Origin of the sequence: Microbacterium luteolum (genome assembly GCF_039533965.1) — a bacterium.
Taxonomy (GTDB): domain Bacteria; phylum Actinomycetota; class Actinomycetes; order Actinomycetales; family Microbacteriaceae; genus Microbacterium; species Microbacterium luteolum.
In genome coordinates this window covers 795,918-813,260 of the sequence record NZ_BAAAUN010000001.1, presented here as the reverse complement: position 1 = coordinate 813,260, position 17,343 = coordinate 795,918, and the positions used below count along the sequence as shown (strand labels likewise).

The following is a 17,343-nucleotide window of genomic DNA, read 5'->3' as shown; positions in this document are numbered from 1 at the left end:
ACTGAGTGCATCCCCCACACACTCACCCGCCACGACCCACAAGGATGTGACATGGCTTCTGCCGCGCCTGCCCTGACCCGCACCGAGACCGATTCCCTCGGGAGCATGGAGATCCCCGTCGACGCGTACTGGGGGATCCACACCGCCCGCGCCGATGCGAACTTCCCGATCACCAAACGCCCGATCTCGGTCTACCCCGATCTGGTGATCGCGCTGGCGATGGTCAAGCAGGCGAGTGCGCGGGCGAACCGGGAGATCGGCGTCCTCGACCCCGAGCGCGCGGACCTCATCGACCGCGCCGCTCAGCGCGTGATCGACGGCGAGTTCCACGAGCAGTTCACCGTCGGGGTCATCCAGGGTGGTGCCGGCACGTCGACGAACATGAACGCGAACGAGGTCATCACCAACATCGCGCTCGAGATGGCCGGACGCGAGAAGGGCGACTACGCCTTCCTGTCGCCGATCGACCACACCAACCGCAGCCAGTCGACCAACGACGTCTACCCGACCGCCGTCAAGATCGGGCTGTCGCTGACGCTGCGCTCGCTTCTCGAAGAGCTCGATCTGCTGCGGCTGTCGTTCCTCGCGAAGTCCCGCGAGTTCCACGATGTGCTCAAGGTCGGCCGCACGCAGCTGCAGGACGCCGTGCCGATGACCCTCGGGCAGGAGTTCCACGGCTTCGCCTCGACCCTCGGCTTCGATCACACGCGGCTCACCGAGAACGCCTCGCTGATGTTCGAGATCAACATGGGCGCGACGGCCATCGGCACCGGGATCACGACGCACCAGGACTACGCACCGGCGGTGCTCAAGCACCTGCGCGAGATCACCTCGCTCGATCTGATGACGTCGGCCGACCTCGTGGAGGCCACCAGCGACACCGGCTCGTTCATGTCGTTCTCATCGACGCTCAAGCGCAACGCGATGAAGCTGTCGAAGATCTGCAACGACCTGCGTCTGCTCTCCTCCGGCCCGCAGGCGGGCTTCGGCGAGATCAACCTCCCGGCGATGCAGGCCGGTTCCAGCATCATGCCCGGCAAGGTCAACCCGGTCATCCCCGAGGTCGTCAACCAGGTGGCCTTCGCCGTCGCCGGCGCCGACATGACCGTCACCATGGCGGCGGAGGCCGGACAGCTGCAGCTGAACGCGTTCGAGCCCGTGATCGCGCACTCGATCTTCCAGTCCATCACCTGGATGCGGCAGGCGATGTGGACCCTCCGCGTCAACTGCGTCGACGGCATCACCGCGAACCGGGACCGTCTCGGTGCCATGGTCGGCGCCTCGGTCGGCGTCATCACGGCGCTGACGCCGTTCATCGGCTACGCGGCCGCGGCTGCGCTCGCGAAGACCGCCCTGCTGACGAACCGCAACGTGGCCGACCTGGTCGTCGAAGCGGGCCTGATGTCGCGGGAAGAGGTCGTCAAGCAGCTGTCGCCCGCTCGCCTCTCCGGACTCGAGGCGATCACGGCGGCGATCCCTGTCATCACGCCGGAGGACCTGGTCGAGATCTGAGCCGACGCACGCAGAAGGGGACGGATGCCGAGCGGCATCCGTCCCCTTCTGCGTTCTGCGGGTGCGCTCAGCCGGTGATGCGGCAGTGGGTGGTGAGCTCGCCGATCCCGTCGATCCCGACGGTGACAGTCGAGTGGTCGCGCAGGAAGATCTGCGGGTCACGGGAGTAGCCCGCGCCGCCGGGGCTGCCGGTGGAGATCAGCGTCCCCGGCAGCAGAGTGAGCGACTGGGAGAGGTGCGCGATCAGCTTCGCGACCGATCGCACCATCTGCCCGGTGCTGGCGTCCTGCACGGTGTGCCCGTCGACGACCGCCCAGATGTGCAGGTCCTGCGGGTCCGCGACCTCGTCGGCGGTGACGGCGAAAGGGCCGGTCGGGGTGAAGCCGTCGAACGACTTGCAGCGGGACCACTGCGCTTCGGAGAACTGGATGTTCCTGGCGGTGATGTCGTTGACGACCGTGTAGCCCCAGACGTGCGAGAGAGCGTCGCCCTCGCTGACGTCCTTGGCAGGCGTCCCGATCAGGACCCCGAGCTCGGCTTCGTAGTCGACGGCCTCACTGAGGGAGCGCGGCCAGGAGGTGGTCTGCTCATGGCCGGTGAGGGAGTTCGGCCACAGCGTGAAGACGGTCGGGGCAGCATCGGTCTTGAGTCCGAGCTCGCTGGAGTGCGCGGCGTAGTTGAGGCCGACGGCCAGGACGGCCGGGGGAGCGAGCACGGCCGAGGAGAACTCCCAGTCACCCAGCGGATGCCGCGGCGCGGTGTCACTGGCGAGCGCGGCTCGCAGCTCGTCGAGCACCAGGTCTCCTCTCTCGATGAGCTTCTGCAGGGTCGCAGGAGCATCGTTGAGGAGGTCAGAGACGAGGATGGCGTCCGAATCCTGGACCACGGCGAGAACCGGGAGAGGGGAGTCAGGACGGCGCAGATGAGCGAACCGCATGCTTCTACGCTACCCGGTGGCGCGGGATCGCCGCGTGGAGGTCTTCGCCAGAACGAAGCGATATCGCTTGTGCCCCATATGCTTCAGCTATGAGTTTCGGAGGACCTCCCCAGCAGCCGCAGCAGCCGTCGCCCTACACACCGCCGCCTGCGCAGCCCGCGAATCCGCCCCAGTACTCCGCGCCCCAGTACTCCGCGCCGCAGTACGCGCAGTCGCCGTACACCCCTCCGCAGTTCTCCGCGCAGCCGGCGTATGCGTCCGCTCTGGCTCAGCCGACGCCGTACACGCCGCCGGCTCCCGTGGCACCCGCTCCTGCGCCGTCGCTGCCGGCGCTCCCGGTGCCGACGAAGAAGGGGCGCACCGTCTCCCTGTGGCTGTTCGCATTCCTCGGCTTCCTGCTCCTGGCGCTGATCGGCTACTTCGGCTGGGCCCTCGGTCCGATGGCGTCCGTGATCGGTCTGGTTCTCGCCCTCATCCCGCTCACGATCGTCTTCCTCGGGGTGCGGATCATCGACCGCTGGGATCCCGAGCCGAAGCGCCTCGTCATCTTCGCCATCGCCTGGGGTGCCATCGCGGCGATCGGCCTGACGCTGCTCGTCGACATCGGCCTGACGCTCCTGGTCGGTCTCCGCGACGACACGTTCTCCGCGGTCGTGCAGGCGCCGATCGTCGAGGAGTTCTGGAAGGGCCTCGGGGTCTTCCTGATCTTCCTTGTCGCCCGGCGCGCGTTCGACGGTCCCGTGGACGGGGTCGTGTACGGGGCACTGGTCGGTGCGGGGTTCGCCTTCACCGAGAACATCCAGTACTTCGCGATCAGTCTGATCGAGGGCGGCGGGTCTCAGCTCACGGTCACGTTCGTGGTGCGTGCGCTGCTCTCGCCCTTCGCCCACGCGATGTTCACCGCATTGACGGGCTTCGCCATCGGTCTCGCAGCGCGTCGGCATTCGTCGGCGGGCGTCGCGCTGGGAGCGGGGCTCCTCGGGATGCTGGGCGCGATCCTCCTGCACGCGCTGTGGAACGGCTCCGCCACGTTCGCCGACTTCTTCGGCCTGTACTTCACGCTCCAGGTGCCGCTCTTCCTCGGCTTCATCTTCGGGATCATCGCCCTGCGGCGGGAAGAGGCGCGCCTGACGAAGTCGCGTCTGGGTGAGTACGCGGCCGCGGGCTGGTTCACGCCCGAGGAGGTCACGATGCTGGCGACGCCGGCCGGGCGCAAGGTCGGTCTCACCTGGGCCGCCCAGCTCCGCGGCGACCGGCGACCGCTCATGCGCGAGTTCATCAAGGACGCGACGGCGCTGGCGGCGGTCCGGCAGCGCGCGATCACGGGGCGGGATCCGCTGGCGGCCGAGGACGAGCGCGCTCTGCTCATCCGCACCAGAGCGACCAGGGCGGCTCTGCTCGCCTACTGACGCCGGAGGCGTACCCTTCTCGCAGGAGAGGCGGTGCACGATGAGCACGTTCGTTCTGATCCATGGCGGCGGAGACGTCGGCTGGTCGTGGCATCTCGTGGCCGCAGCATTGACGGCGCGAGGGCACGACGTGCTGGCGCCCGATCTCCCGGCCGACGACGACTCGCTCACCCTCGACGACTACGCGGATGCGGTCGTGGACGCTGTCGGCGACCGACGCGACGTGGTCGTCGTCGGGCACTCCTTCGGTGGCTTCACGGCACCGCTCGTCGCCGAGCGGCTCTCCGCCGACGCCCTGGTGCTGCTGGCCGGGATGATCCCCGCTCCGGGGGAGCCTCCGGAGGACTGGTGGGAGGCGACCGGGTACGGGGCCGCCGTCGAGGAGCAGTCCGCCCGTGACGGCGGCCTGACCGGCAACGACGACCCGTACGTGAGCTTCTATCACGATGTCCCGCGCGAACTGGCGGACGAGGCGCTGAGCAGGGAGCGTGCGCATCCTTCCCAGGCGGCCATGGCCGCACCCTGGCCGCTCGCGGAGTGGCCCGATGTGCCGACGCGATTCATCGTGTGCACGGACGATCGCTTCTTCCCGCCGAGCTTCCTGCGGGACCTCGCGCGCCGACGCCTCGGCATTCGCGCGGAGGAGGTTCCCGGCGGTCATTGCGCCATGCTGAGTCGGCCGGGTGAGATCGCCCAACTGCTGATGCGCAGCGCGGAAGGGCGTCCGGAGCCGCAGCGGTAGCAAGACTCAGCGCCCGGTGCTGCGGCGATGCCTGCATGTCTACCGGGCGCTGAGTTGGTCTGTAAACAGGGTGCACCCGGCCGTGCGGGGTGTCAAGGGCGAGTTGCGTCGGGCTCGACGATGACGTCGAGCGCGAGGCCGGCGCAGGTGAATCGTGGGAGCTCCGCCCACGGACTGCTGCGCACCGCGTCGCCCGTCGCGCACCGCGGGTCGGTTGAGACGACGACGCGACCGATGCTGTTGACCAGGGTGACCTCGCGACCGAGCGCCGCGAAGCGCGGAAGGAGGTCCCGTTCCACCTCGGCCACGAGCATGTCGAGTCCCGCGACACCGATGCGCATCCCGTCCGCCTCTGCGGGTGCGGCGACCGTGATGGTGTATTCATCGCTGCAGAGGTAGTCGACGTACGGTCCGGCGATGTGCGGCTCGCCCGTGGCCATCGGCAGGCGGTACCACTCGAGCGCGCTGTAGTCGATGTTCTCCTTGTTGAGCGACTGCGCGGCGAGCACCAGCTGCCGCCGATCGTCGCCCTGCCACCAGGCGAGGTGGCTGCGGGCATCGGACGGCAGGTCGATCGCCGCGATGAAGCCCGCGCCGTACACGGGAGCCTCTTGCAGGTCGAGCGTGCGCAGCGCGTACGGCTCCACGAGAGCGTCGATCCGCGCGCTGGTCAGAGGGCCGGAGCGCTTCGCCTCGGCCACCTGTGCGGCGAACGGGCCGACCCAGCCGAGGAGACTCCGGATCGTCGAGGAGAAGTACTCCTCGACGATGGTCGCAGCGCCGCGGGTCGCCGTGTCGGTTGCTGTCGTCATCGTGTCCTCCGGGTGTGCGGGGGCGGGTTCCGGCATGATCAGCCGTTCCTCGGCTGAGCCTGCAGCTGGATCAGGGCGTCGATGATCTCCGCGACCATCGTGTCGGTGCGAGTGCCTGCGGCGTCGGCATCCGCGGCTCCGATCGCGTCGACGACCGCAGCGAGATGTGCGCCCTGCCGACGGTGCTCTTCCGACGTGTGCGCGACGAGTCGCAGGTAGGGCGAGAACTCCGCCTGCAGCTTCATCTGCTCGCGTGTCAGTCGCGCGGACTGGCTGAGCGCGACGAGCTCGATCTGGATGTCGTCGAGGAGACGCCGCTGCGATTCGCCGTCGAGTTCGTCGAGGCGCTCCATCCGTCGTCGGACCTGTTCGGCCTCTGATGCGTCGGCCCGCCGTGCCGCGAGACGCACGCCGGCACCCGTGATCGCGGCGTAGTGCGCGCCGAGGTCGCGGAGCGCGACGCGCGACGATGTCCGGACGGCTTCCCGCGCGAAGGAGAGCGGGTCGGCATGCTGCGCGACGAAGCTGCCGCCGTTGCGTCCGCGGCGCGTGACCACCAGCCCGCGCTCGCGGATCGCGAGCAGCGCCTCGCGAACCGTGACCGGGGCGACGCCGAGGCTCCTCGCCAGCTCGGCTTCGGAGGGGAGTCGCTCGCCGGCGCGGAGATGGCCGCGTGTGATCGCGTCGACGAGGCGGCGCTCCACGAGCTCGGCGCGCCCTTCGTCGCCGATCGGCTGGAACAGCACGCCCTGCAGGCGATGCGGATGCTGTCGCGTCTGAGGGCCGCCGGGTGGAGGCGCGACGGAATCGGCGACCCCCTGAGGTGACGAAACCGATTCCATCCTGCGATTCTGCCTTGTCATCAGCGGCTTGTCGAAGTGTTCGCTGTGAGCAGGTGCCCCCGCGTTGACCCGTCAGCGCGGCTCGGGTTGGATGGAGGCATGACTGATCGCACAAAGCCCGAGTTCGACGCCCCCACCGGCACCGCCCCCACGGAGCTCGTCATCCGCGACCTCATCGAGGGTGACGGAGCCGAGGCGAAGCCCGGCGACACCGTGACCGTCCACTACGCCGGCGTCGAGTTCGACTCCGGCGAGGAGTTCGACTCGTCGTGGGGACGCGGCGAGACCATCCAGTTCCCCCTCCGCGGCCTGATCCAGGGATGGCAGGACGGCATCCCCGGCATGAAGGTCGGCGGGCGACGCGAGCTGGTCATCCCGCCGCACCTCGCCTACGGTCCCGTCGGAGGCGGCCACTTCCTCTCCGGCAAGACGCTGATCTTCATCATCGATCTCGTCGCCGTCGGCTGAGTCCGTACGACGCCGGATGAGGCGCCTCGCTCCCTCGGGAGTGGGGCGCCTCGTTGTTTCGGAAAGAGATCTGCATGCGCGGGAATACATGCAGGTGAATGTAAGTTGAGACACATGATGCCGCGCACGCGGCTCCTGTCCCTTGCCGCCGCAGCGGCTGACGTCTCCAGAGGAGAAAAGCATGACCAGCATCGACATCCCCGGCTACCGTTCCGGCACCTGGGTCCTCGACCCCGCACACAGCGAGGTGACCTTCAGTGTCCGCCACATGATGATCTCGAAGGTGCGCGGCACGTTCGGCGTGAAGAACGCCACACTGATCGCCCCGGAGAACCCGCTCGAGGCCAAGGTCGAGGCTTCCGTCGACGTCACCTCGATCGACACGAACGACGAGGGCCGCGACGCGCACCTCCGCTCCGGCGACTTCTTCGACACCGAGAACTTCCCGACCATGGAGTTCGTCTCCACGGGGGCGCACGTCAAGGGCGACGAGCTGTTCGTCGACGGCGACCTCACCATCCGCGGCGTCACCAAGCCGGTCAGCTTCGAGCTCGACTTCGGTGGCTTCGGAACGGACCCGTACGGCAACTACAAGGCGGGTGCTTCCGCCAAGACCGTGATCAACCGCGAGGACTTCGGCCTCACCTGGAACGCCGCGCTCGAGACCGGCGGGGTGCTCGTCGGCAAGGACGTCACGATCAACCTCGACCTGCAGGGTGCTCTGCAGCAGGACTGATACCTCGGATCGACTCGGAACCCCGGGCCCCTCAGGGCTCGGGGTTCTCTGCGTCGTAGTCGTGGAATCGACGACTCCGCCGCGCCAGCAGGGCGACCAGGGCGATCACGAGGACTCCGCCGAGGAGCGGCGGGAACCAGAGCGCCGTCACGGTCGCGAGCGTGCCGGCGTACAGTGCTCCGACTCTGGGCCCTCCGGTGACCACGACGATGAAGACGCCCTGCAGCCGGCCGCGCATCGTGTCGGGCACGGCCGCCTGCATCATGGTGTTGCGGTAGATCGAGCTGACGTTGTCCGAGGCGCCGGACAGGGCGAGCGCGACGCACGCCGCGACGATCAGGGCGACGTCGGGGGAGTGCTCCGTGGCGGAGCCGGAGAGGGCGCCGACGAGGAGCACGACGCCGAACAGGAGGATCGAGGCGCCGTACGCCTCGACGGCGCGCTCGATGCCGCGACCGTGCCAGCGGTAGTGCACCACTCGGCCGGACAGGAGACTCGACGCGAACGTGCCGACGGCGACCGCCGCGGTCAGGATGCCGGTCGTGACCGCTCCGCCCCCGAGGATCACGGTTCCGAGCGCGGGGAACAGCACCAGCGGCTGCCCGAACGTCATCGCGATGATGTCGATGACGTACTGCATCCGGATGTTGCTCGCGCTGCGGAGGAACCGCCAGCCGTCGACAAGGGATGTCAGCCCCGGACGAACGATGTCGCCCTCGGGGCGGAGCGCGGGCAGCGTCCACAGGTCGAGGAACATCGACAGCATCAGGATCACGTCGATCGTGTAGGTCCAGCCGTAGCCGGTGAGCGCCACGAGGACTCCGGCCACCGCCGGGCCGGCCATCACCGTGACACCGAAGGCCACGCCGTTCAGGGCGGATGCCGCGGCCAGCATGTTCCGCGGGATGAGGCGCGGCACGATCGCCGTGCGCGTCGCCATGCCCACCGAGTTCGCCGCCGAGATGACGATGCTCAGGACGTACAGCCACCAGATCGTCTCGTTCCCGGTCCAGGTGAGCGTCGCGAGCAGCCCCGTGGCGGCGAAGGTCACGGTGGCCGCGATGAGAGCGACGCGGCGCCGATCGAAGGCGTCGGCGAGCATCCCGCCGTACAGGCCGGCGAAGATCATGGGGAGAAGCCCGGCGACGGCGATCATGGAGACGGCGAACGTGCTCTGGGTGAGCGCGAAGACGTGCAGCATCACGGTGACGATGGTGAGCTGCCCGCCGATGCCGGCGAGGGTCGACCCGATCCACATCCGGGCGAACGCCGGGCTGGACTTCAGCGGGGTGAGGTCGATCAGGTGTCCGCGCGCTGCGCTCACTCGAAGGCTCTCATCTGCACCATCCGAGACTATCCGAGCGTCGACGGGTGCACGCCGGGGCCGTGTCACTCGGGGGAGTCCGCGGCTGGTAGACTCTTCAGGTTGCCGTTTGATCGGCCGCGGATAAAGAGAGCCCTCGCATCAGGCGTCGGGCGCCGCGCAACGAACTGAAAGGGGATCCCATCTATGCCACTCGAATCAGACGCCAAGAAGGCGATCATGGAAGAGTACGCGACGCACCCCGGTGACACCGGATCCCCCGAGGTGCAGGTCGCGATGCTGACGCAGCGCATCAAGGACCTCACCGAACACCTCAAGGAGCACAAGCACGACCACCACTCGCGTCGTGGTCTGTTCCTCATGGTGGGTCAGCGCCGTCGTCTGCTCGGCTACCTCCAGGACATCGACATCGAGCGTTACCGTTCGCTGATCGAGCGTCTCGGACTCCGCCGCTAAGGCAGAGCGCCCAGCGTACTATCGCGCAAAACATTCTTGAGAAGGCCGTCCCACGGTGTGGGGCGGCCTTCGTCGTGCGCGGGAAGGGTTGACGTCGCAAGAGGTTTCCATTAGGAAAGTAGTAATGCTTTCCATCTGGAAAGAGAGAGTGGGGGTCCACCGTGGAGCAGCGGTCGATGCAGGGATCCGAGCCCCTCGAGCCTCCGTCTCCTGAGGTCGCACGACTCTTCCTCGATGAGATCGAGGTGATCGAGCAGCGCCGTGAGGAGCGGATCGATCGGCGCGCCGTCGCCTGGCAGTCGATCGCCACCGCCGCGGTGACCGCGGCCATCTTCACCGCGTATCTCCTGGTCGTGCGGGCGGAGTCTTCTGCCGCACAGCCACTCCTGTTCCTTCTCCTCGTCACATCGCAGATCATCGCGGGCGTGGGAGAGCGGAACGGCCTGCAGTGGCGCACTCCGCGCTCCAAGTGGTGGTACACCGTCTTCATCGTGCTCTTCGCCCTCGCGGTCGTCGGCACGTTCTTCGCCCTGCTGATCTCACCCGAGGCGCGACCGATGTGGGCGTACTTCATCCCCGGCGCCATCATGCTCGTCGGATTCGGCGGGATCGGAGTCGTTCAGCTCTGGAAGGCGCGCGGAAGCGCTCCCGCCGCTCGTCCCGCGCGCGATCCGATACCGCTTGCGACGCGCATCGCCACGGCATCCGTCGGGCTGCTGCTGGGGCTGGCCACACTGTCGATCGGCATCGGCGATGATCTGACCACGTCCATCGCGACGCTGGTGCTGATGATGATCGTCGTCGGCTGGTTCTTCGCGTGGAGGACGGATGCCGGACCGGCTGCCCTCGGCAGATACTGGCGATGGCCGCATTTCCTGGCGTACGCACTGACGGTCGTGGTGATGGTGTGGGCGAACCTGCAGACGGTCTACTCGGGGCCGATGGCGACGTCGACGTACCTCCTCTTCGGCGCCCTGGTCGCGGCCCTGCTGATCGGATCCGCTGTCCTCCCCGAGCGGCGCGTGCGCGACGGCCAGCGGCCATGATGGCTGATCCCGTGGAGGCTCGAGGTCCCGCGCATCCGAGGACTCGCCTCGACGACAACTTCTCCACGCCCATCCGCTTCTCGCTGATGGCGTCGCTCGGCGAGGGGATCGAGCTCGACTTCGCCACCCTCGCGGAGATACTGCAGGCGAACGACTCCGCGCTCAGCAAGGCGATCAGTCATCTGCAGCAGGCCGGCTACGTCACCGGGCGCAAGGGATACGTGGGCACCCGCCCGCGCACCTGGGTGCGCTCGACCGCGGCGGGGCTCAGCGCCTTCGACGGGCACCTGCGCGCACTGCGCGAGATCGTCGAGCTCGGCGGCCAGCGGATGCCCTGAGCTCTCAGGCGGGAGCGCCCACGAGATCGGGGTGGTGGATCGCCGCGACGTCCGGGTGTGCCCGCAATCGCGACTTCATGGCGTTCTCGCCGTAGGTCGCATGGATCGGGTTGCTCGGGTCCTCGGTGACGCCCGTCGCGTCGGCGGCGAGCGCCGTCGGCAGTTCGAGCAAAGGGAGCTGCTGGTCGAGCGCAGGGTTGAAGAAGAACGGGATCGAGATGCGCTCCTCCGGTGCCCGGGGTGAGATCACCCGGTGGTTGGTCGCCTTCAGGTATCCGCCGGTCGCGTACTCGAGCAGCTCGCCGATGTTGACGACGAAGGCGCCGTCGACGGGAGGAGCCGAGACCCATTCACCGTCGCGTTCGACCTGCAGACCGCCCTTGCCCGGCTCGACCCACAGCAGCGTGAGCACGCCGGAGTCCTTGTGTGCGCCCACGCCCTGCTGCGGCTCCGGCTCATGCGAGCCCGGGTAGCGCACGATCTTGATCAGCGTGGAGGGGTCGCGGAAAGGCTCGTCGAAGTACGACTCCTCTGCTCCGAGGGTCAGGGCCCAGGCACGCAGAAGCTTGCGGGCTATCGCGGTCAGGGTGTCATGCCACTCGGTGACGATCTCCTGCAGCTCCGGCTGCGCCGCGGGCCACAGGTTCGGCCCGATGAGGCGGTTGAACGCGGGTCCGTCCTCGACGGGCTCGCGCTCCGGCCCGATGTCGATCTGCTCACGCCAGTCGACCTTGCCCTGCGTCCGCTCTCCGCCGACACGCGTGTAGCCCCGGAAGTGCGGGCTGTTCACGTTCTCGATCGCGAGCTTGTCGGCCTCGGGGAGGGCGAAGAAGTCCAGCGCCGCGCGGTGCAGCCGTGCTTCCAGCTCGGGGGAGATGCCTGTGCCGGTGAGGTAGAAGAACCCGACGTCGTGCGTCGCCGCACGCAGGTCGTCCCGGAAGCGGGCGGCGGCTTCGGGGCTTTCGTCGAGCTGGGACAGGTCGAGGATGGGGAGCGAGAGTTCAGCCATGGACCGAGGCTACGTCGCCCTTCCGGGGTGGCGGGCGTGTGTTGCGCCGCATTACCCAGTGCTAGAGTCTCGTGAGTAAGGGATGCCTTACCTCAGTCATCACAAGAGAGTCGAACATTCCGTGCTCGCCACCTTCCTCATCGGCCTTCGCGAGGGCCTCGAAGCCGCGCTCGTCGTCGGCATCCTCGTCGCCTACCTCCGTCGACTGGGGCGGCAGGATGCACTGCCGAAGCTCTGGGCCGGGGTCGGGCTCGCGATCGCCCTCGCTCTCGGGATCGGCGCGGTGCTCACCTTCGGCGCGTACGAGCTCACCTTCACCGCCCAGGAGCTGATCGGCGGCTCGCTGTCGCTGCTGGCCGTCGGCATGGTCACCTGGATGATCTTCTGGATGCAGCGCGCGGGGCGCACGATGAAGGCGACCCTCGAGGGCGGAATCGACCGGGCGCTCACCGCCGGCGGGCTCTGGGCCCTCATTGCGATCGGATTCGTCTCGGTCGCCCGCGAAGGCATCGAGACGACCCTGTTGCTGTGGTCGATGGTGCAGTCGTTCGGCGATGCGCCCTCCGCACTGCTCGGAGCACTGCTCGGTCTCGTGGCCGCGGTCATCGTGGGCTGGCTCATCTCGCGCGGCGCCGTGAAGCTGGACCTGCGCCGCTTCTTCGCCTGGACCGGTGGCTTCCTGGTCATCGTCGCAGCGGGCGTGCTCGCCTATGCGCTCATGGACCTGCAGGAAGCCGGTGCTCTTCCCGGACCGTTCACCGCCGCGGCTCCGATCGACCCGCTCACCGGCAGTGTGGCGGTCGGCTGGGCCGGTCTGCCCTTCGGCTGGGCCTTCGACGTCTCGGCGACGATCGCACCGGGCGGCCCGCTTGCCGCGATCCTGCAGGCCACCGTCGGGTTCATGCCCGCGATGACCTGGCTGCAGGTGCTCGCCTGGACGCTCTACATCCTCATCGTCGGATCCCTGTACATCCGCGGTCTCCGCTCGCGGCGCCCGTCGAAGCCCCGCGCGTCGACGGATCCGCAGCTCGCAACGGCATCTCACTCACCACAAGGAGCAGCATGACCACCTTCCACCGGATTCTCGGGGCGGTGGCCGCCACGGGCGCCGCCGCGCTCGTCCTGAGCGGCTGCGTCGCGAAGAGCGACGTCGGCGCCGCAGCGGCCTTCGACGTCTCCTCCACGGATGCCGGCTGCGCCGTGTCCGCCGCGACGGCGAAGAGCGGGACGCTCACGTTCGACGTGAAGAACGACACCGATCAGGTCTCCGAGTTCTACCTGCTCGCAGAAGACGGACTGCGCATCGTCGGCGAGGTCGAGAACATCGCGCCCGCGGCGTCCCGCACGCTGACGGTCGTGGCGCAGCCCGGCGACTACTTCACGCTCTGCAAGCCGGGCATGATCGGCGAGGGCGTCGGGAAGACCGCATTCACCGTCACGGGCGACCGTGTGGCCGTCGACGGCCCCGACGCCGAGCAGAAGAAGGCGGCCGTCGACCTGTACGCGGCCTTCGTGAAGGACCAGGTCGGCCAGCTGGTCCCCGCGGTCGAGGACTTCGTCGCCGCGTACGAGTCGGGCGACGACGAGACGGCCCGCGCGCTGTTCCCGCAGGTGCGCGCGTACTACGAGCGCATCGAGCCGGTCGCCGAGGCGCTCGGGGACCTCGACCCGCGCATCGACTACCGCGAGGTCGACGCCGTCGCCGAGGGCCTGGACTGGACCGGTTTCCACCGCATCGAGAAGGACCTCTGGGTGCCGGCGCAGGATGCGCTGAACGCCGACGGCGAGACTCCCGCCTGGCAGGACTGGGCGCCTTCGACCCCGGCGGAGCGGGCCGACTTCGGCGACCTGCTGCTCGCCGATGCGCAGGAGCTCTACGACTACGTGCACTCGGACGACTTCACGACGGCGCTCGAGGACCAGGGCATCGGCGGCATCTCCAACGGTGCGATCGCTCTGCTGGACGAGGTCGCGACGGGCAAGATCTCCGGCGAGGAGGACTGGTGGTCGGGAACCGACCTGTACGACTTCGCCGCGAACGTCGAGGGCTCGAAGATGGCGTTCTCCCTCGTACAGGACTTCGCCGCGGCACAGGGCGATGACGGCAAGGCGCTCGTGTCGGAGATCGAGGCCGGTTACGCAGCTCTCGAGGAGTCGCTGGCCGCCCACGGTTCGCTGACCGACGGTTTCGTCGGCTACTCGGAGCTCACCGAAGCCGACAAGCGCGAGTTCACCGATCTGATCAACGCCCTGGCCGAGCCGCTCTCGCAGCTGACCGGCACGGTCCTCGACTGATCGCCCGAGCCGATACGATCACGGACGTGAACGAACCAGAAGAGGATGCCGCGGCCGAGACGGCGACCGCCGAGACGGCTGCGGCATCCCCTCCGTCGGGTCTGAGCAGGCGCGGCCTGCTGGGCCTCGCCATCGGAGGCGGCGTCGCAGGACTGGCGGTGGGTGCCGGTGCCGGCATCGCGGGCGGTGTGGCGATCGGGCGCGCGCGAGCGCACGCCGATGCGCAGCCCGTGCACGAGTTCTTCGGCGAGCATCAGGCGGGGATCACGACTTCCGTGCAGGACCACCTGCACTTCGCGAGCTTCGACATGATGCCGCGCACCGACCGCGACGACCTGATCTCCCTGCTGCAGGACTGGTCGTACGCGGCGGCCCGCATGACGCAGGGTCTCGAGGTGAGCGCCAGCGGCGCGGTCGGCGGTCCGGCGGAGGCGCCTCCGGACGACACCGGCGAGGCGTTGGGGCTTCCGGCCGCAGGCCTCACGATCACCTTCGGCTTCGGACCGGGGCTGTTCGAGAACGAGGACGGCGATCGCTATGGGATCGCCGCGCTCCGTCCGACCGGCCTGGAGCGCCTGCCGGCCTTCCTCGGAGACGACCTGAACCCGCAGGCGTCGCACGGCGACCTCTGCGTCCAGGCGTGCGCCGACGACCCGCAGGTGGCGGTGCACGCGATCCGCAACCTCAGCCGGATCGCGTTCGGCCGTGCGCGGCTGCGCTGGTCGCAGCTGGGGTTCGGAAAGACGTCGCGCACCACCTCTTCGCAGGCGACACCACGGAACCTCTTCGGGTTCAAGGACGGCACGGCGAACATCCTGGCCGACGACGCGGCGGCCCTCGATGATCACGTGTGGGTCGCATCCGACGACGAGCCCGCCTGGCTCGCCGGTGGTTCGTATCTGGTGGCGCGCAAGATCGCCATGCTCATCGAGACCTGGGATCGCGTGCGTCTCGCCGAGCAGGACACGATCATCGGCCGGGACAAGGGGGAGGGCGCGCCGCTCTCGGGAGGCGACGAGTTCACGGCGCCCGACTTCGGCGGCGCGTCGATCGACGCGAACAGCCACGTGCGCCTCGCCCACCCCGAGCAGAACGAGGGCATCCGCATCCTCCGCCGCGGCTACAACTACGTCGACGGGAACAACGAGCTGGGCAGGCTCGACGCCGGGCTCTTCTTCCTGTCCTATCAGCGCGACCCCGGGCAGTTCATCACCCTTCAGCGACGCCTGTCGACCGATCTCCTCAACGAGTACATCCGTCATGTCGGCTCCGGCATCTGGGCGGTCCCCGCGGGAGTGAAGCCCGGCTCCTACGTGGGCGCCGAGCTCTTCGCCTAGGTGGCGTCAGCTCGCGAGCATCAGTACGACGGCGGCCGCCATGGCGTCGGCGCCCAGGTGATCGTTCGCGGTGATGGTGACCACGGCCTCATCCACGAAGATGATCAGCTGGCCGTGCGCGCCGTGCAGCCGCCACGCGCCACCCGGTCCACCCCAGCCCGCGAGCGCGTAACGGTCGTAGCCGGGAGTCGATCCCGCCATCACCCAGTCGGAGTGCATCGCGTCGATCCACTCCGCCGAGACCAGCCTGGACCCCTCCCACATCCCGCGGTCGCGGATCAGGGCCCCGATGCGCGCCAGCTCCTCGGTGCGCAGCGCGAGCCCTCCGCCGGCGATGATCCGGCCGTTCGGGCAGCGCTCCCATGCGACGTCGCGGATGCCGAGCGGACGGAACAGGCGCGGATCGAGATACTCGGCGACGTCGCCGACGCGGCGGGCGAGCACGGTCATCGCCGTGTAGGTGCTGGCGTTGGAGTACTGGAAGACGGACCCTCGTGACGGCCGGCCGAGGAACTCGATCGCGAGATCGGGCCAGTCGGTCATCATGGTCTCCGACCAGGGCAGATCGATGCCGCTCGACATGCTCAGGAGACGGCGGAGCGTCACGCGATCGACGCCGGCTCCGAGATCGATGTCGTCGACGTATGTGCCGACCGGGGCGTCGAGATCGATGAGCCCCTCATCCGAGGCGATGCCGGCGGCGAGGACGCAGACGGCCTTCGCGACGGAATGGATGTCCTCGCGGACGTCGGGGGTCCAGCGGTGCTCCGCGGAATCCGTGCCGAGGAGGACGTGCAGTCCGTGCGCGTCGAAGCCGGATTCCTCCGCCTGCTGGACGACCTGATCGCGGATGGTCGAGGCGCGGAGCATCCGTTCAGGCTATCGCGGCCGCCGCGATCCGGTCGGGTCGTTCCTCCGCCCCTCGCGGGAGGCGAGAGCGGGGTCGGCGAAAAGCCATTTCGGGCGCGGTTCGACGAGCGGACGGAAGAGCCAGCGGACGGGTTTCGTCGCCAGAGCCAGTGCGACGACGACGGACAGGATCGTGACGAGAGGCAGCCAGATCCACGTCGGTTCGAGGTCGCGCAGGGCACCCGATTCACGGAAGGGGTACAACACGAACGAATGCAGGAGGAACACGTACATCGTGTACTGGCCGAAGTGCGTCCACCAATAGGTCCCGCGGGGGATGAGCGCGAAGAACGCCGCGCAGAGCACGACGGCGAGGAGCATCAGCGCGAACCGGAGACCGCCGGCCCACCACTGCTCACCGCCGAGGTCGGCGTAGGAGTCCTCGTAGAAGAGCCAGTGACGCAGGTCGATCGCCTGCCACACCGGGAGCCAGTTCCAGGCCGCCCAGCCCGTGGCTGCGAGGACGGCGACGGCGACGACGCGCACCCACCAGGGGCGGAAGTCGAGGAGGCGGAATCGGTCGACGATGTCCCGCTCCCGGAGCCACCACCCGAACGCGAAGAACGGGAGGAGGCCCAGCGTGCGCGAGAGCGAGAAGGTGCTGTCGACGTTCGGCAGGTACCCGACGCCGATCGAGATCACGACCGTCCAGGCCAGCGGCCACCGGAGCAGAGCGAGGTAGGGGAGGACCAGCCGGAAGATCCCCAGCGCCAGCAGGAACCACAGCGTCCAGGACGGCTTGGTGATGTTCGGGTTCGCCTGGCCCTCCACGAGCCACTTGGTGAGCGTCCACAGCACCTCGAAGATGAGATACGGCACCAGGATGTCGGTGATGACTCTGGCCATCTGCGTCCTGGTCGGCGACCCGGACTTCGAGAAGTATCCCGAGATGATCGCGAACGCCGGCATGTGGAAGGCGTAGAGGGCCAGGTAGAACGCGAAGGCGATGTCGGAGTCGTAGATGAGCCGCTGGATCGCGTGGCCCAGCACCACCAGCACGATGCACGCGTAGCGGGCGTTGTCCCAGAACGGGACGCGGCGCCGAGGGCGTGCCGTCGACCCGGTCGGGGGACCGGAAGGGGCCGCGGCTGCGTTGCTCATCCTTCGAGGCTACCGTCGGGAATAAAGTTGGCCGCATCGCGTTGACTCATATACATTCAAATGAATAGAA

18 protein-coding genes are annotated in these 17,343 nt (G+C 68.5%); 11 read left to right on the top strand and 7 right to left on the bottom strand.

What is annotated here, in order from left to right:
- Positions 1 to 51 precede the first annotated feature (51 nt).
- Positions 52 to 1,512: an aspartate ammonia-lyase gene (locus tag ABD648_RS04035; protein WP_282217413.1), complete on the top strand. Its 1,461-nt coding sequence runs from the start codon at positions 52 to 54 to the stop codon at positions 1,510 to 1,512.
- 67 nt (positions 1,513 to 1,579) lie between these two features.
- On the opposite strand, the gene ABD648_RS04030 is transcribed toward ABD648_RS04035, so the two are convergent.
- Positions 1,580 to 2,449 (bottom strand): fumarylacetoacetate hydrolase family protein, encoded by an 870-nt coding sequence (locus ABD648_RS04030; RefSeq protein WP_282217412.1) that lies wholly within the window; start codon positions 2,447 to 2,449, stop codon positions 1,580 to 1,582.
- Positions 2,450 to 2,538: 89 nt separating this feature from the next.
- On the opposite strand from ABD648_RS04030, the gene ABD648_RS04025 reads away from it, so the two are divergent.
- Together ABD648_RS04025 and ABD648_RS04020 are read left to right on the top strand one after the other, a co-directional pair.
- A complete protein-coding gene (locus tag ABD648_RS04025; protein ID WP_282217411.1) occupies positions 2,539 to 3,858 on the top strand; it encodes a PrsW family intramembrane metalloprotease in 1,320 nt (439 codons plus the stop codon).
- 40 nt (positions 3,859 to 3,898) lie between these two features.
- Positions 3,899 to 4,600, top strand: a complete 702-nt coding sequence (locus ABD648_RS04020) for an alpha/beta fold hydrolase (protein WP_282217410.1) — start codon at positions 3,899 to 3,901, stop codon at positions 4,598 to 4,600.
- Between the two features lie 92 nt (positions 4,601 to 4,692).
- On the opposite strand, the gene ABD648_RS04015 is transcribed toward ABD648_RS04020, so the two are convergent.
- Positions 4,693 to 5,412, bottom strand: coding sequence for a cache domain-containing protein (locus ABD648_RS04015; protein WP_282217409.1), 720 nt, complete (start codon positions 5,410 to 5,412; stop codon positions 4,693 to 4,695).
- A gap of 38 nt (positions 5,413 to 5,450) precedes the next feature.
- Positions 5,451 to 6,254 (bottom strand): FadR/GntR family transcriptional regulator, encoded by an 804-nt coding sequence (locus ABD648_RS04010; protein ID WP_282217408.1) that lies wholly within the window; start codon positions 6,252 to 6,254, stop codon positions 5,451 to 5,453.
- Positions 6,255 to 6,353: 99 nt separating this feature from the next.
- Here ABD648_RS04010 and ABD648_RS04005 point away from each other — a divergent pair, with 99 nt between their 5' ends.
- Together ABD648_RS04005 and ABD648_RS04000 are read left to right on the top strand one after the other, a co-directional pair.
- Entirely contained in the window at positions 6,354 to 6,722 is a 369-nt protein-coding gene (locus tag ABD648_RS04005) for an FKBP-type peptidyl-prolyl cis-trans isomerase (RefSeq protein ID WP_223625467.1), read from the top strand.
- Positions 6,723 to 6,903: 181 nt separating this feature from the next.
- On the top strand, positions 6,904 to 7,458 hold the full coding sequence (locus ABD648_RS04000; RefSeq protein ID WP_282217407.1) for a YceI family protein: 555 nt from the start codon (positions 6,904 to 6,906) through the stop codon (positions 7,456 to 7,458).
- 31 nt (positions 7,459 to 7,489) lie between these two features.
- Here ABD648_RS04000 and ABD648_RS03995 read toward each other — a convergent pair whose 3' ends face one another.
- Positions 7,490 to 8,782, bottom strand: coding sequence for an MFS transporter (locus tag ABD648_RS03995; protein WP_282217406.1), 1,293 nt, complete (start codon positions 8,780 to 8,782; stop codon positions 7,490 to 7,492).
- Between the two features lie 186 nt (positions 8,783 to 8,968).
- Between ABD648_RS03995 and rpsO the strand changes: the two genes are divergently transcribed.
- The 3 genes from rpsO to ABD648_RS03980 all read left to right on the top strand — a co-directional run bounded on the left by rpsO (position 8,969) and on the right by ABD648_RS03980 (position 10,622).
- A complete protein-coding gene (gene rpsO / locus ABD648_RS03990; protein ID WP_046014407.1) occupies positions 8,969 to 9,238 on the top strand; it encodes a 30S ribosomal protein S15 in 270 nt (89 codons plus the stop codon).
- Positions 9,239 to 9,414: 176 nt separating this feature from the next.
- Entirely contained in the window at positions 9,415 to 10,284 is an 870-nt protein-coding gene (locus tag ABD648_RS03985; protein ID WP_282217405.1) for a hypothetical protein, read from the top strand.
- Entirely contained in the window at positions 10,284 to 10,622 is a 339-nt protein-coding gene (locus ABD648_RS03980; protein ID WP_282217404.1) for a winged helix-turn-helix domain-containing protein, read from the top strand. The genes ABD648_RS03985 and ABD648_RS03980 overlap by 1 nt, the downstream gene beginning before the upstream one ends.
- 4 nt (positions 10,623 to 10,626) lie before the next feature.
- On the opposite strand, the gene ABD648_RS03975 is transcribed toward ABD648_RS03980, so the two are convergent.
- Entirely contained in the window at positions 10,627 to 11,631 is a 1,005-nt protein-coding gene (locus tag ABD648_RS03975; RefSeq protein WP_282217403.1) for an isopenicillin N synthase family dioxygenase, read from the bottom strand.
- Between the two features lie 121 nt (positions 11,632 to 11,752).
- Here ABD648_RS03975 and efeU point away from each other — a divergent pair, with 121 nt between their 5' ends.
- From efeU to efeB, 3 genes are read left to right on the top strand one after another with little or no spacing between them, the layout of a single operon-like run.
- Entirely contained in the window at positions 11,753 to 12,697 is a 945-nt protein-coding gene (gene efeU, locus ABD648_RS03970) for an iron uptake transporter permease EfeU (protein WP_282217402.1), read from the top strand.
- Positions 12,694 to 13,926, top strand: a complete 1,233-nt coding sequence (gene efeO / locus ABD648_RS03965; protein ID WP_282217401.1) for an iron uptake system protein EfeO — start codon at positions 12,694 to 12,696, stop codon at positions 13,924 to 13,926. The genes efeU and efeO overlap by 4 nt, the downstream gene beginning before the upstream one ends.
- A 26-nt stretch (positions 13,927 to 13,952) precedes the next feature.
- Positions 13,953 to 15,263: an iron uptake transporter deferrochelatase/peroxidase subunit gene (efeB, locus tag ABD648_RS03960; protein ID WP_282217400.1), complete on the top strand. Its 1,311-nt coding sequence runs from the start codon at positions 13,953 to 13,955 to the stop codon at positions 15,261 to 15,263.
- A 6-nt stretch (positions 15,264 to 15,269) separates the two neighbouring features.
- On the opposite strand, the gene ABD648_RS03955 is transcribed toward efeB, so the two are convergent.
- Together ABD648_RS03955 and ABD648_RS03950 are read right to left on the bottom strand one after the other, a co-directional pair.
- Positions 15,270 to 16,133, bottom strand: coding sequence for a serine hydrolase domain-containing protein (locus tag ABD648_RS03955; RefSeq protein ID WP_282217399.1), 864 nt, complete (start codon positions 16,131 to 16,133; stop codon positions 15,270 to 15,272).
- A gap of 9 nt (positions 16,134 to 16,142) precedes the next feature.
- Positions 16,143 to 17,273, bottom strand: coding sequence for an acyltransferase family protein (locus ABD648_RS03950; protein ID WP_282217398.1), 1,131 nt, complete (start codon positions 17,271 to 17,273; stop codon positions 16,143 to 16,145).
- Between the last annotated feature and the right edge of the window lie 70 nt (positions 17,274 to 17,343).

What these genes read in the sequence shown, in the direction of transcription:
- ABD648_RS03980 (WP_282217404.1), top strand. Translation starts at nt 10,284, where the DNA reads ATGGCTGATCCCGTGGAGGCTCGAGGTCCCGCGCATCCGAGGACTCGC.
- ABD648_RS04030 (WP_282217412.1), bottom strand. Translation starts at nt 2,449, where the DNA reads ATGCGGTTCGCTCATCTGCGCCGTCCTGACTCCCCTCTCCCGGTTCTC.
- ABD648_RS03955 (WP_282217399.1), bottom strand. Translation starts at nt 16,133, where the DNA reads ATGCTCCGCGCCTCGACCATCCGCGATCAGGTCGTCCAGCAGGCGGAG.
- ABD648_RS03985 (WP_282217405.1), top strand. Translation starts at nt 9,415, where the DNA reads ATGCAGGGATCCGAGCCCCTCGAGCCTCCGTCTCCTGAGGTCGCACGA.
- ABD648_RS04010 (WP_282217408.1), bottom strand. Translation starts at nt 6,254, where the DNA reads ATGGAATCGGTTTCGTCACCTCAGGGGGTCGCCGATTCCGTCGCGCCT.
- ABD648_RS04000 (WP_282217407.1), top strand. Translation starts at nt 6,904, where the DNA reads ATGACCAGCATCGACATCCCCGGCTACCGTTCCGGCACCTGGGTCCTC.
- ABD648_RS03950 (WP_282217398.1), bottom strand. Translation starts at nt 17,273, where the DNA reads ATGAGCAACGCAGCCGCGGCCCCTTCCGGTCCCCCGACCGGGTCGACG.
- ABD648_RS04025 (WP_282217411.1), top strand. Translation starts at nt 2,539, where the DNA reads ATGAGTTTCGGAGGACCTCCCCAGCAGCCGCAGCAGCCGTCGCCCTAC.
- efeO (WP_282217401.1), top strand. Translation starts at nt 12,694, where the DNA reads ATGACCACCTTCCACCGGATTCTCGGGGCGGTGGCCGCCACGGGCGCC.
- ABD648_RS04020 (WP_282217410.1), top strand. Translation starts at nt 3,899, where the DNA reads ATGAGCACGTTCGTTCTGATCCATGGCGGCGGAGACGTCGGCTGGTCG.
- ABD648_RS04005 (WP_223625467.1), top strand. Translation starts at nt 6,354, where the DNA reads ATGACTGATCGCACAAAGCCCGAGTTCGACGCCCCCACCGGCACCGCC.
- rpsO (WP_046014407.1), top strand. Translation starts at nt 8,969, where the DNA reads ATGCCACTCGAATCAGACGCCAAGAAGGCGATCATGGAAGAGTACGCG.
- ABD648_RS04015 (WP_282217409.1), bottom strand. Translation starts at nt 5,412, where the DNA reads ATGACGACAGCAACCGACACGGCGACCCGCGGCGCTGCGACCATCGTC.
- ABD648_RS03975 (WP_282217403.1), bottom strand. Translation starts at nt 11,631, where the DNA reads ATGGCTGAACTCTCGCTCCCCATCCTCGACCTGTCCCAGCTCGACGAA.
- ABD648_RS04035 (WP_282217413.1), top strand. Translation starts at nt 52, where the DNA reads ATGGCTTCTGCCGCGCCTGCCCTGACCCGCACCGAGACCGATTCCCTC.